Origin of the sequence: Amycolatopsis sp. CA-230715 (genome assembly GCF_018736145.1) — a bacterium.
Lineage (GTDB): Bacteria > Actinomycetota > Actinomycetes > Mycobacteriales > Pseudonocardiaceae > Amycolatopsis.
Genome location: NZ_CP059997.1, coordinates 8,036,273 through 8,048,281 on the forward strand (window position 1 = coordinate 8,036,273; position 12,009 = coordinate 8,048,281).

At 70.2% G+C, this 12,009-nt stretch carries 13 protein-coding genes; 9 read left to right on the forward strand and 4 right to left on the reverse strand.

All coding sequences use genetic code 11. From position 1 onward, the window contains the following. The first annotated feature begins 94 nt into the window (after positions 1-94). From HUW46_RS37940 to HUW46_RS37965, 7 genes are all read left to right on the forward strand, one after another. Positions 95-940 carry a LysR family transcriptional regulator gene (locus HUW46_RS37940; protein WP_215543522.1) on the forward strand — a complete coding sequence of 282 codons (846 nt, stop codon included), beginning with the start codon at positions 95-97 and terminating at the stop codon, positions 938-940. A 202-nt stretch (positions 941-1,142) separates the two neighbouring features. Beyond that, the gene (locus HUW46_RS37945) at positions 1,143-2,108 is read left to right on the forward strand and encodes a MetQ/NlpA family ABC transporter substrate-binding protein (protein WP_215543523.1); all 966 of its coding nucleotides are present in this window, start codon (positions 1,143-1,145) and stop codon (positions 2,106-2,108) included. Further along, entirely contained in the window at positions 2,105-3,136 is a 1,032-nt protein-coding gene (locus HUW46_RS37950) for a methionine ABC transporter ATP-binding protein (RefSeq protein ID WP_215543524.1), read from the forward strand. Before HUW46_RS37945 ends, HUW46_RS37950 begins: the two co-directional genes overlap by 4 nt. After that, complete coding sequence (locus HUW46_RS37955; RefSeq protein WP_215543525.1) at positions 3,133-3,789, forward strand: methionine ABC transporter permease; 657 nt, start codon at positions 3,133-3,135, stop codon at positions 3,787-3,789. Before HUW46_RS37950 ends, HUW46_RS37955 begins: the two co-directional genes overlap by 4 nt. Positions 3,790-4,102: 313 nt before the next feature. After that, positions 4,103-4,237 carry a hypothetical protein gene (locus tag HUW46_RS48840; RefSeq protein WP_256451397.1) on the forward strand — a complete coding sequence of 45 codons (135 nt, stop codon included), beginning with the start codon at positions 4,103-4,105 and terminating at the stop codon, positions 4,235-4,237. A 15-nt stretch (positions 4,238-4,252) separates the two neighbouring features. Further along, positions 4,253-5,440, forward strand: a complete 1,188-nt coding sequence (locus HUW46_RS37960) for a cupin domain-containing protein (protein WP_215543526.1) — start codon at positions 4,253-4,255, stop codon at positions 5,438-5,440. 122 nt (positions 5,441-5,562) lie between these two features. Then, positions 5,563-6,489 carry a sucrase ferredoxin gene (locus tag HUW46_RS37965; RefSeq protein WP_215543527.1) on the forward strand — a complete coding sequence of 309 codons (927 nt, stop codon included), beginning with the start codon at positions 5,563-5,565 and terminating at the stop codon, positions 6,487-6,489. A gap of 33 nt (positions 6,490-6,522) precedes the next feature. Here HUW46_RS37965 and HUW46_RS37970 read toward each other — a convergent pair whose 3' ends face one another. After that, positions 6,523-7,446 (reverse strand): TIGR03619 family F420-dependent LLM class oxidoreductase, encoded by a 924-nt coding sequence (locus HUW46_RS37970; protein WP_215543528.1) that lies wholly within the window; start codon positions 7,444-7,446, stop codon positions 6,523-6,525. A gap of 168 nt (positions 7,447-7,614) precedes the next feature. On the opposite strand from HUW46_RS37970, the gene HUW46_RS37975 reads away from it, so the two are divergent. After that, positions 7,615-7,812: a hypothetical protein gene (locus HUW46_RS37975; RefSeq protein WP_215543529.1), complete on the forward strand. Its 198-nt coding sequence runs from the start codon at positions 7,615-7,617 to the stop codon at positions 7,810-7,812. A 7-nt stretch (positions 7,813-7,819) separates the two neighbouring features. On the opposite strand, the gene HUW46_RS37980 is transcribed toward HUW46_RS37975, so the two are convergent. From HUW46_RS37980 to HUW46_RS37990, 3 genes are all read right to left on the reverse strand, one after another. Continuing rightward, positions 7,820-8,578, reverse strand: a complete 759-nt coding sequence (locus HUW46_RS37980) for an FHA domain-containing protein (protein WP_215543530.1) — start codon at positions 8,576-8,578, stop codon at positions 7,820-7,822. A gap of 63 nt (positions 8,579-8,641) precedes the next feature. After that, positions 8,642-10,423: a serine/threonine-protein kinase gene (locus HUW46_RS37985; RefSeq protein ID WP_215543531.1), complete on the reverse strand. Its 1,782-nt coding sequence runs from the start codon at positions 10,421-10,423 to the stop codon at positions 8,642-8,644. Positions 10,424-10,455: 32 nt separating this feature from the next. Beyond that, entirely contained in the window at positions 10,456-11,217 is a 762-nt protein-coding gene (locus HUW46_RS37990) for a polysaccharide lyase family 7 protein (protein WP_254125308.1), read from the reverse strand. A gap of 152 nt (positions 11,218-11,369) precedes the next feature. On the opposite strand from HUW46_RS37990, the gene HUW46_RS37995 reads away from it, so the two are divergent. Further along, entirely contained in the window at positions 11,370-11,591 is a 222-nt protein-coding gene (locus HUW46_RS37995; RefSeq protein ID WP_305859033.1) for an MbtH family protein, read from the forward strand. The last annotated feature ends 418 nt before the right edge of the window (positions 11,592-12,009 follow it).

Consider the following 12,009-nt stretch of genomic DNA (forward strand, 5'->3'; position numbering starts at 1 on the left):
GCCGGTTCCCACGGTAGGAAGCCGGAACTGTGCGGGGAAATGCTTCTCGCGGCGACGCCATGCGCGCGCGGCATGGCTGGGTAGGCTGCCGGTCGTGGAGATCGAACTGCGGCACCTTCGCGCGTTCGTCGCGGTCGCGACGCGCGGCACGTTCACCGCGGCCAGCCGCGAGCTGCTGATCACCCAGCCCGCGTTGACCCGGACGGTCCAGCAGCTCGAGGAGGCGGTGGGGGCGCAGCTGCTGGACCGCACGTCGCGCGGCGCCGAACCGACGGCGGCGGGCGGGGAGTTGCTCGAACGGCTGCGCGGCGTGCTGAGCGATCTCGACGCGGCGCTGGCGGCGGCGGGCGGGCACGCGGCACTGCGGATCGGTTTCCCGTGGGCGCTGCCGGATCCGTGGATCGGCGATCTGCTCTCCGCGTTCGAATCGGCCACCGGCGCGCGGGCGACCTTGCTGCGGCGCGACGACGTCGTGGCCGCCCTGCACTCGGGCGAGGTCGACGCCGCCTTGGCGCGCGGGGACGTCCGCGCACCCGGGATCGCGGGCGCGCTCCTGTTCGAAGAAGCGCGCCTCGCCGCGGTTCCGACCGGTTCGGACCTGGCGGCTCGTCCCGAACTGGACTGGGCCGAACTGGCCGGGCACCCGCTGGTGGTCAACACCGTCAGCGGGGCGACGAGCCCCGGCGACTGGCCGGCGGGGCACCGGCCCGATCGGCTCGTCGAATGCGGCAGCTACGACGAATGGCTCGTGCTCATCGCCTCCGGCAGGGGAATCGGCTCCACCACGACCTCGGCCGCCCGTGCGCACACCCACGCCCGCGTCACCTACGTGCCACTGCGCGACGCGCCCGCGGTGCCGCTCCGTCTGCTGTGGCCGACCCGCCGCACCACCGATCCGCTGCTGCGGCGCTTCCGCGAGCTGGCCCGATCCGTGCGCTGACCCCCGTCGTGGCAGCTGTGTCGGAGCAACGGCTTTGCCCCGTCGCGATCGTCCACTGTGTATCGACGGGGAGCACGGAACGCCGCCGTTGTCACGGCCGACCCAGATTCTGGGACGGCTGTCCTCGCCTCGCCCGGTACTGCATGTTGGGTACGGAAATCCGCGCTCCACAAGAGCATCCGCACCCGAGGAAAGGCCGGGCATGCCTGACGAGAACACCCCCGACACCCCCGAGACCGACGAGGTCGGTCTGCCGAAGCGCGCTGCGAACCGGAGACCGCTCCTGTTCGGCGGCCTCGCGGTGGTGATCGTCGCGGTGCTGGTGGTCGTGTTCGTGGTGGTGAACAACTCCGGTGGCTCCGCCGGTTCGAAGGACCGCGCCTCGGTGAAGATCGGGGTCACCGACGCGAGCAAGGAGTACTGGACCACCTTCAAGAAGCTCGCCTCGGACGAGGGCATCGACGTCGAGCTGGTCAACTTCAGCGCGTACACGGAGCCGAACCGCGCGCTGTCGCAGAAGCAGGTCGATCTGAACCTGTTCCAGCACCTGCTGTTCCTGGCCAACTACAACGTGTCCAACAACGACACGATCGCCCCGATCGGGGCGACCTACGTGGTGCCGTTGAGCCTGTACTCGCAGAAGCACAAGGATCTCGCGGCGGTCCCGGCGGGCGGCACGATCGCGATCCCGAACGACCCGACGAACCAGGCGCGCGCACTGCTGGTGTTGCAGTCGGCGGGACTGGTCAAGCTCAAGGGCGGCGGCACCGTGCTGTCCACCCCGGCGGAGATCGACACCGCGGCGTCCAAGGTCGGCGTGCGCGCGGTCGACCCGGCGCAGACCGCGGCCGCGCTGCCGTCGGTCGACGGCTCGATCGTCAACAACAACTACGCGCTCGACGCGCGGCTCGACCCGTCGAAGGCGCTGTACAACGACGATCCGCGCAACGCCTCCGCCGAGCCGTACATCAACATCGTCGCCGCGCGCGCCGAGGACAAGGGCAACCCGACGTACCAGCGGATCGTGGCGCTGTACAAGGACAAGCGGATCGCCGAGCAGGTGCAGGCGGATTCGAAGGGCACCTCGGTGTTCGTCGACCGGCCCGGTCCGGAGCTGGAAGGCGTGCTCGCCAAGCTGTCCGACACGGTGCGGGCCGCGAAGAAGTGACCGAGGCACCGCTCATCGAATTCCGGGGCGTCACCAAGACGTTCGACGCGGCGGGAGGGCGGGTCACCGCGCTGGACGCGGTCGACCTCTCGATCGGCGCCGGGGACGTCTTCGCGATCATCGGCTACTCCGGCGCGGGCAAGAGCACGCTGGTCCGGCTCATCAACGCGCTGGAACCGGTCACCTCGGGGCACCTCACGGTCGACGGCACCGAGGTGACCGCGCTCGACGAACGCGGGCTGCGCGCGGTGCGGCTCGGCATCGGCATGGTCTTCCAGCAGTTCAACCTGCTCCGGTCGCGCACCGTGTTCGGCAACGTCGCCTACCCGCTGAAGGTGGCGGGCTGGGACAAGGCCCGCCGCAAGCAGAGGGTCGCCGAGCTGCTGAAGTTCGTCGGCATCGCGGACAAGGCGTGGCACTACCCCGATCAGCTTTCCGGCGGCCAGAAGCAGCGGGTCGGGATCGCCAGGGCGCTGGCGACCAGCCCGAAGATCCTGCTCGCCGACGAGTGCACCAGCGCGCTCGACCCGGAGACCACCGGCGAGGTGCTGCGCCTGCTCAAGCGGGTCAACGCCGAACTCGGGGTGACCATCGTGGTGATCACCCACGAAATGGAGGTGGTGCGCGAGATCGCGGGCAGGGTCGCGGTGCTCGACTCCGGGCGGATCGTCGAACAGGGCCGAGTGGCGGAGGTGTTCGCCGATCCGAAGACCGAGACGACGCGGCGGTTCGTGGAGACCGTGCTGCACGACCGCCCGGCCGGGGAGGACCTGGAACGCTTGCGGCAACGGCACACCGGCCGGTTGGTCACGGCGAGGATCCGCGACGACCGGCGCATCGGGTCCGTGCTGTCCACCGCGCCGGGCAGGCACGACGTCCGGTTCGAGATCGTGCACGGCGGCATCAAGGAGCTCGGCGGGGAACCCCTCGGCAGGCTGACGCTGGAGCTGACCGGTTCGGACGCCGGGGTGGACGCGCTGATCGCCGAGCTGCGGGAGGTCACCGAGGTCGAGGAGCTGACGGCATGAACTGGGACACGCTCGGACCGGTACTGCTCGATTCCGTCGGCGAGACGCTGGTCATGGTGCTGATCACCATGGTGGCGGGCGGTTTCCTCGGGCTGGTGCTCGGCGTGCTGCTCTACACCACGCGCAAGGGCGGGCTGCTGGCGAACCGGTTCGTGTTCACCGTGCTCAACGTGCTGGTGAACATCGTGCGGCCGATCCCGTTCATCATCTTCATCACCGCGCTCGGGCCGGTGACGATGACCGTGGTCGGCACGACGCTGGGCACCCCGGCGGCGACCTTCGCGCTGATCCTCGCGGCCACGTTCGGGATTTCCCGGATCGTCGAGCAGAACCTGGTCACCATCGACCCCGGGGTCATCGAGGCGGCGAGGGCGATGGGTGCGAGCCCGGTGCGGATCATCTTCACGCTGCTCGTGCCGGAGGCGCTCGGGCCCTTGATCCTCGGCTACACGTTCGTCTTCGTCGCGGTCGTGGACATGACCGCCGTCGCGGGCGCGGTCGGCGGCGGTGGTCTCGGGAACTTCGCCATCTCCTACGGCTACCAGCGTTTCGAATGGACGGTCACCGCGGTCGCCGTCGTGATCATCATCGTGCTGGTGCAGGCCGCGCAGTTCCTGGGGAACTGGTTGTCCCGCAAGGCGTTGCGGCGCTGACCGAGGGCAGCGGCGAAGCAGACCGGGTTCGCGGCGGTGCTGTTCGGGGTGGTGGAGGGCGCGGTGTTCAACGCGATCGTCGCACGCGCTGGCGTCGAACCTCACCGGCGCTGCCGGTCCCGCGAACAAGAACGGAGCTGGAACGTGTCCGTGCTCGCCGCCGTGTTCATCGACGGGCGGCCCCGCGAGCACCCACCCCGGGTATCCGATCGGCCGGAACGGCCTTCGGAAGGACAACTCAAATGACCGATGCGCCGGGCGGGTGATCTCCCGTAGCGTGAAAACCCCAGTCGTCGACGTTTGCGAGGTCCGGATGGCTCAGGAACGCAGGAAAGCCGACAACGAGGTGACCGCCAGCGGTCTGTTGCTGAGCGTGGAACCGCTCACCGCCGCGGTGGATCGGGGCAAGGCCAACGGTGCGGTGGCCGACAACGACGGCAACGACTAGCCGTTGTCCCGCTCCGTGACGGAGATTCCCGGACTGGCCGACCTCGTTGCTCCGCTCGAGGTCGGCCAGTTCTTCGAAGACGTACTGGGGAAGGCGCCGCGACGCTTCCCGGGGGAGAAGGGCCGGTTCGCGGGCCTGCTCCCGTGGCCGGAGCTGGACAGGGTGCTTCGGCAGCATCGCATGGAGTTCCCCCGGCTGCGCCTCGCGCGCGACGGCGAGGTCGTCCCCGCGCACACCTACACCGAAATGGTGTCGACCCGGCGCAACGGCTTGGTGCCGCGCCTGCTGTCGGCCCCCTTCACCGAGCACCTGCGCGCCGGGGCGACGCTCGTGGTCGACTCGGTCAACGAGCTGGTCGACGGCGTCGGCGAGCTGGCCGGCAGGCTCGAACACGATCTGCGCGAGCGGATCCAGGTCAACCTGTACGCGGGCTGGGGCACCACGCACGGCTTCGACGTGCACTGGGACGACCACGACGCGTTCATCGTCCAGATCTCCGGGCGCAAGCGCTGGCGCCTGCACGGCACCACCCGGCCCTCGCCGCTGCAGCGGGACGTCGAGCTGCCGGAACGCCCGGAAGGCGAGCCGCACGAGGACTTCCTGCTGGAGGACGGCGACGTCCTGTACGTGCCGCGCGGGCACTGGCACGACGTGTCCGCCGTCGGCGAGGAGTCGCTGCACCTGACCATCGGGTTCACCGCCGCGACCGGCGTCGACCTGGTGGCGTGGCTGGCCGATCAGCTGCGGGCCGACGAGCTGTTCCGCGCGGACCTGCCCCGGTTCGCGGGCAAGGCCGCCCGCGACGAGCGGTCCGAGGCGCTGCGACGGCGGCTCGCCGAGCTGACCGCCGGAGACGTCGTCGACCGGTTCCTCGCCGATCGCGACGCGCAGGCACCCGCGCACACCCGCGTCGGCCTGCCGTGGGCGGCGACCCCGGAGCTGCTGCCGCCGGACGACGACTTCGAGGTCCGGCTGCTCGCGCCGCGTGCCGTGCTGGCGGACGGCGAGGGCACGGTGACCCTGCTCGCCGCGGGGAAGCGCCTGGTCTTCGCGGCGGCGGCGCGGCCGGTCCTCGCCGCGGTGCTGGGCGGCGGCCCGCAGCCGTTCAAGGTGCTCGCCGATGCTGCGCCGGGCGTGGACAGGGCGACGGTGCGGGCGCTGCTGGGCGAACTGGTCACCCAGGGGCTCGTGGCGCGGGCGTGACGTAACGCCGGAAATGCCCGGGTTTTGGCTCGATCGGGTGACCCTGGACGGCGAGCCGGTCACATCGGGCGGGTTGAGCCGCGTGATGTCGGGTACGCTTAGGCATGCCTAAGTCGAGGCCCATGGCTGAGGCGGGAATCTGCTCCTCCGGACGGACCACGGCGCCCGGGTGCGCCGCACTGACCCGCGAGCTCGGCGGCGAGCCAGCCGGAACCGCCGCGCGCATGACGTCCTGGCTGCTCGTCGAGCACCCGGGCTCCTGGGCGCCCGACGTCCTCGAAGACGTGATGGCGGAAGCGTTCCCCGCGTCGCGGCTCGATGCCGCGCGCGACGCGGGACTGCGCCCGCTGCTCATCCGGAAACCGGGTAGGCACGCGCGCGTCGAAGGTGCGTCGCGCGCGGTCTACCTCGCCAGCGGGCGACCGGGGCACCGCTGGCTGGAACGGCTCGATGTCACCGGCCTCGGCGAACTCGCCCACCTCGACCTCGAAGCCGTGGCCGCAGGGCGCCACGGCCACGGCGAACCGGTGTCCGGGCCGCTCTTCCTCGTGTGCACCCACGGCAGCAAGGATCTGTGCTGCGCGGTCTTCGGCCGCCCGGTGGTGGCCGGGCTGGCGCAGAACCACCCCGGCCACGTGTGGGAGGTCAGCCACGTCGGTGGCGACCGCTGGGCTGGCAACCTCCTGACCGTGCCCGACGGTTACCTCCACGGCAGCCTCGCGGTGACCGAGGCGGAACTGGTCGCGAAGGAGGCGCTCGGCGGCAACGTCCGGCTGGAGCAGCTTCGTGGCCGTACGTCCGCGGAAAGCCCGTGGTCGCAGTTCGCCGAGATCGAGATCCGCGGCCGCACCGGACTGCGCGGTCTCGACGCGGTGCTGGCGGTGGCGGAGGAACCGTCGGGAGACGCGCGGAAGGTCCTGGTCGCCGCGAACGAGCGGCGCTACGAGGTCGTGGTGCGGCGGACTCCGTCGACCGCGTCCGGGCACAGCCGGTGCTCCGCGCGCGTCGTGCTCTCCGGGTTCGAGGCGGAGTCGGTGCGCGAGGTGTGATCCGTCCAGTCGCGTGTGGACGGATGGTCGCTCCTACTCGGTGAAGCCGAGCGAGACGAACTTTTCCAAGGTGCGCCAGTGGTGTTCGTGGTCGGCGAGCGTGGCGGGCTCGCCTTCGAGGTGGGTGTCGAGCAGGACCTCGGTGACTCCGAGTTCGGCGAGCTCGGCCAGGTCCGCCTTGACCTGATCGGGATGTCCCTGACCGCAGGCGCGGTGTTCGTCGGGGAGACGCTCGTCGCTGAAGGCGAGCAGGATGCGCGGTGCCAGCGCGGGCAGCGGCATTCCTTCGGCATCGGCGGCTTTGCGGAGCAGGGGCAGGCCGTCGCGGCGCAACCAGCCAGCGGGGAACCGCAGCGGGTGCCACGCCTGGCCGTACCGGACGGTGCGGCGTAGCGCGCCGGCGCTGGTGCCGCCGACCCAGATCGGCGGGTGCGGTTGCTGGCGCGGCCGTGGCCGGGTGTCGACCTCGGGGATCGTGAAGTGCTCGCCGTCGAACCGCGCGTGATCGCTGCTCCACAACGTGATCAAGGCGCGCAGGTGCTCGTCGGTGACCGCGCCGCGGGCGGCGAAGTCGGCACCGAGGGCCGCGTACTCCTGGCGCGCCCAGCCGACGCCGACCCCGACGATCAGCCGCCCGTGGCTGAGCTGGTCGATGTTGGCCAGCATTCGCGCGGTCAGCAGCGGATGGCGGTACGGCGGGATCAGCACGGTCGTGCCGAGCCGGATCCGCTCGGTGCTGCCCGCGGCCCAGGCGATCGCGGACAGGGGATCCCAGAACGGCCCCGGGTACTGCTCGACGACGTCGCGGGTCAGCGCGACGTGATCGGAGAACATCGCGAACCCGAACGGGCCGTCCTCGGCGAGCCGGACCCACCGCTCGACCACCTCGGCCGAAGTGCCCGCGCCGAAGTTCAGGATGTTGACGCCGAACTCCACCAGATCCCCCTCAGCGGTCATCGTGTTGCCTTCGACCGCACCCTACCTCCCGCGGAACGGGGTCGATGGCGTCCTTGGTCGGCGTTTGATCGCGCACTGCGAGGGTCTCCTCCGGCGTCACGAAAGTGATCGGCCGTGAACCGCGAAACACCTTGCTGGGCAAGGAAATAGGCGTCTCGCCATCCGGAAATGCGTACTGTCCGGGAAAAGTCGTCGGCCACGAAGGACTTCGCCGGGGAAGCGCGGGAAAACCTGGCGACGAACCTCGATCTGGCCAAGGCGAGGCTCAGCGCGGCCGAACAGCAGGCGCTGACGACGTTGTGCCGCCTCGGGCCCGGCCGGTTCGACCTGCCCGCCGCGGCCGCGGCGCCCGGACGGCCCTGTTGAGACCGTCCTATCCGGACAGTCCGTCGAGCAGTGCGAGATCGGTGGGGACCAGCGTGGTGGACAGGACCAGCTCGCGCAGCAGGTTGTCGGTGAGGGCGTTTCCGACCGGCTCGCCGACCTCCTCCCTGACCAGCCCGTGGACACCCTGCGCCGAGAGTCGCAGGCGGACGTCGGCCACCACGTGCTCGACCCGTTTGGCGCGCCACCGCGTGGACGGCTGCAGTTCGGCCAGTATCTCCGCCGAGTGCTGCCGCGAGATCGGCTGCGGGTTCGCCTCGTGCAGCAGGTACCGCTGCCCGAGCACCACCAGGACCAGGTGCTCCTCGGAGGTCAGCTGCCACCGTTTGGGCGGCCGGGTCGGATCGGCGTGCCTTGCCGGGGGCTGCCCGCCGTGCCAGCCGACGACGTACATTTCGAGCAGGTGCTCCCGGTCCCGCGAGCCGCGGATGAACAACGGGGTGTAGCCCTCGGCCAGCGGAACCGGGTCCTCGTCGGGGAAGAGCAGCCGCGTGCGCGGCAGGCGGATCGGCAGCCGTCCCGTGTTGCTGACCCACCACTGGCCACTTCGGTGGGTCAGGGTGCCGTGCGTGCGGCTGACCTGCAGATCCGTTTCCCCGACGCAGACGTCGACGGTCGGGCGGTTGCGGCCGAACCGGAGGGTGCGCCCGTCGGCCGGTGCCAGGGTGAGCTTCCCGGACAGCGACAGCGCGACGATCGCCCCGGGAACGGCCTGCGGCACACCGCGGGCCAGGCTTTCGTGGTTCATGCCGACCTCCTCGTTTTCCGCCTCGCGGTCAGCCTTCCTGGTCGCGGTAGGGACCGGTCCCGATCAGCGCGGCAGCTTGGCCGCGATGGCCGCAGACAACCCGGTGGCCGTGGCGCAGTACTCGGTACCGGGCCGGTCGCCCTTGACCGTCAGCACCGCCACGTCGATCGCGCCCCGCCACTGGTGGCTCGCCGGCTGGGGCACGGTGACGGTGCAGCTCGTGCCGGAGTCCGTGTCCCGCTTGACGTAGCCGGTGTGGGTGCCGAGCGGGACGGGTTCTCCCGCGATCTTGTCCGTCGCGGCGTGCTGGTCGTAGCGGAGGTGGATCTGGGACGGGGAGCCGCGGCCGCGCCACTTGCACGACCAGTTGCCGAAGTCGGCCGTCGCGGTTTTCGGGTCTATCGCGGGGAGTTCGGCCAGTGCCGCGGCGTCCAGCAGCGGGCAGGTCGCGACGTGGGCCAACGAGTCAGGGGGAAACGGGACGGCGCGGCGCGGGAGGAGTTCGCGGCCGTCGGTGACCAGCTTGCGCACCGTGGCCACCGCCGTGTCGGCGATCGCGCACAGGTTCGCCGGGGGATTGGGCATGCTCGCGGTGATCCGGATCGCGTACCGCTCGTCGAGCAGCATGGTGCGGTCGCATTCGTCGCTGCCGGTGGGGGTCACGACGGCGATCTCCAGCGGTTTTCCCGGTACGTCGTGCGTACCGCGGTCGACGAGCTGCACCTCGACGTCCACCGATTCCTCGCTGCCGGTGTTGACCATGACGTCGCAGCGGTTGAAGTTGCCGCGAGTGGTCTGCAACTCCGTGGGGCCGAACCGCTCCAGCGCTTTCCGGTCGAGCACGGCACAGGGGTCGACCGTGTGCTCGTCGCCGACGAGCGCGACGGTGGCTGCCTTCGCCGGGCTCGGTTCGGGCGGCGGCGCGTCCTGCCCGAGGAACACGGCGGCGCCGATCCCGGCGATCACCACCGCCGCGGTGACCGCCTGGTACAGCGGGCGGCGCCAGAACGGGGCGCGCGCGGCGGAGGCCCGTACCGCGGGGGAAGGGGCCACCCAGTCGCGGGAAATCTCCCGGAGCTGCTGCCGCACCTCCTCGGCGGTCGGCCGTTTTTCCGGTTCCCGCACCAACATCCGCGACAGCAGAGGCGCGAGCGGGCCCGCGTGGCGCGCGGGGAGCATCTCGCCCCGGCGCACGTGGTCGAGCACCTGATCCGGCTCGCCGGTACCGAACGGCGGGCTGCCTTCCAGCGCGGCGAAAAGGGTCGCCCCGAGCGAAAACACGTCCGATGCCGCTGTCGCGGGATGACCGGTGGCCACTTCGGACGCGGCGTACGCGGGTGTTCCGCTGAAGGACCCGTCGTCGACCCAGGTGACCTGGCGCCAGATGGAGATGCCGAAATCGGTGAGCTTCGCGAAGTCCTGGTCGTCGAGGAGGATGTTGCCCGGTTTCACGTCCCGGTGCACGATGTTCTCGGCGTGCACGGCGGCCAGCGCGGCCGCGATCTGCACGCCGATCCTGGTGACCCGTTCCGCGGGCAACGGCCCCTCGTCCGCGAGCACCCTGTCCAGGCTCTTCGCCGGCGAGTATTCCATCACCAGCCAGCACTCGTCCTCGTCCACCGTGTCGAAGACCGAGACCGCGTTCGGGTGGTGCACCCGCGCCGCGATCTCGGCCTCCTGGCGGAACTGGAGCCGATCGGCCTGGCTGGCCACGGTGTGCGGGCGCTTGAGGGCGACGGTCCGCTTCAGCTTGCGGTCGAACGCGGTCCAGACGATGCCGCCGGAACCCGACCCTTGGGCGTCCTCGAGCCGGTACCGACCGTCAACGAGATCCCCCGTGCGCACACCGGGCAGTGTAACCAGTTCCGTCGCTCGTTCTACTCGTGCGTCACGGACAGTTTGTAGATCTTCACTTCGCCGTAGTTGCCGTCACTGCAGGGCGACGTTTTTTCGCAGTTGGCCTGCGTGTAGGCGCCCGCCTTGAAGTAGGCGCCGCTGAACTTCTTCGCCAGCGTGGCTTTCAGCTCTCCGTTGTAGTAGGCCTTGATCTTGCCGCCGCCGACCACGAACTTCGCCTCGAACCTGGTGCCCAGCACGTAGTTGTCGGTGATGAGGGTGTGCTTCTCGTCTTCATCGGTAACGTAGAGCTTCTTGCCCTCCAGCCGGAAGACCGAGACGTCGTCGTCGGCGTCGTGGATCTGGCCCGCGACGATGTTGGGCCGCCCCTTCGGCGTCGCCGTGATGGCCTGGTCGATCACCATGGTGTGCGTGCCCGAGGTCGACGACCAGCTCGCCTTCGTCTTCCCCGAACCGGTCATCTCCCGCAGTTCGGACCGCGGGTAGTCGGATCCGCTCGTGGTCACCCCGTTCACCGCGGCCCGGAACTGGACCGCCGCGCAGTCCGGGGTGGCGCGGAACCACGGGTCGATCGAGAACGTGGCCAGCTCCGGCTGCTCGACGTTCTTCGGGTGCTCCTTCTCGCCGATCGGCAACCCGATGTACCAGTTCCGCAGGTTCAGCACGTCAGCGGGGTAGGCGCAGGCGGCGGTCTTCGGCGGTGCTGCCGCCGCGGCGCCGGGGAACCCCGCCAGCCCGGTCGCGAGCACCGCGGCCACCACCGCTGGGCAAGCTCGTTTCATCGATCTTCTCCTTTTCCCGGTTTCCGGCAGTCTTCCGCCGCGCGAGTGGGACCGGTCCCACCCCAGCTCCGAAGCGGGCTTGATAACCCAGTGATAAGTGGGATCCATAGCCTCGGCGCAAGGCTTGAGTCGAGGAGTCGAGGAGTCGGTTGATGACCAATCCGTTCGAGGACGAAGACGGTACCTACCTGGTACTGGTCAACGACGAGGCACAGCGCTCGCTGTGGCCGTCCTTTGTGGACGTTCCGGCGGGGTGGACGGTCAGCCACGGCCCGGACACCCGCCAAGCGTGCTTGGACTACATCGAACGCACCTGGACCGACATGCGCCCGGCCAGTCTCGTCAGGTTCATGGAATCGGCGTCACGCGAGTAGAGACTGTTTCGAAGTGTTTTGCGTGGCGGTGCGGGTGGCGGAACCTCAGTCCCGCCCGTCGCCCAGCCGCCACCCCTCACGGAGGCGCTGCGCGCCGCGGTGTCTTTGGCTCCGGGATCTCCAACTCGTGAATGCCAATTCACCACGTTGGAGCTGTCCTCGCGAGGAACCACCTGAGAATGGCGGCAGCAGAGTGCGAGTTGACGGCCCACTCAAGTGGCTTCGCCACTTCGATACAGGCCCTAGAAACTGTTTCGCCGGATCGCGGCCGCCCTCGGGCGCCCGAGGCCGTTCACCCGCGGATCGAACCGCGGTTCCCAGCCGCGCAACGCTTCCGCCGCGCGCGGACGAATCGTCCAGCGGGTTCGGGCGGATGTGCCGAGCCTGCCCCATCGCGAAACCCGACACGGGGACGGAG

What these genes read in the sequence shown, in the direction of transcription:
- HUW46_RS48840 (WP_256451397.1), top strand. Translation starts at nt 4,103, where the DNA reads ATGGCTCAGGAACGCAGGAAAGCCGACAACGAGGTGACCGCCAGCGGT.
- HUW46_RS37955 (WP_215543525.1), top strand. Translation starts at nt 3,133, where the DNA reads ATGAACTGGGACACGCTCGGACCGGTACTGCTCGATTCCGTCGGCGAG.
- HUW46_RS37970 (WP_215543528.1), bottom strand. Translation starts at nt 7,446, where the DNA reads ATGACCGCTGAGGGGGATCTGGTGGAGTTCGGCGTCAACATCCTGAAC.
- HUW46_RS37965 (WP_215543527.1), top strand. Translation starts at nt 5,563, where the DNA reads ATGGCTGAGGCGGGAATCTGCTCCTCCGGACGGACCACGGCGCCCGGG.
- HUW46_RS37980 (WP_215543530.1), bottom strand. Translation starts at nt 8,578, where the DNA reads ATGAACCACGAAAGCCTGGCCCGCGGTGTGCCGCAGGCCGTTCCCGGG.
- HUW46_RS37995 (WP_305859033.1), top strand. Translation starts at nt 11,370, where the DNA reads ATGACCAATCCGTTCGAGGACGAAGACGGTACCTACCTGGTACTGGTC.
- HUW46_RS37945 (WP_215543523.1), top strand. Translation starts at nt 1,143, where the DNA reads ATGCCTGACGAGAACACCCCCGACACCCCCGAGACCGACGAGGTCGGT.
- HUW46_RS37975 (WP_215543529.1), top strand. Translation starts at nt 7,615, where the DNA reads ATGCGTACTGTCCGGGAAAAGTCGTCGGCCACGAAGGACTTCGCCGGG.
- HUW46_RS37990 (WP_254125308.1), bottom strand. Translation starts at nt 11,217, where the DNA reads ATGAAACGAGCTTGCCCAGCGGTGGTGGCCGCGGTGCTCGCGACCGGG.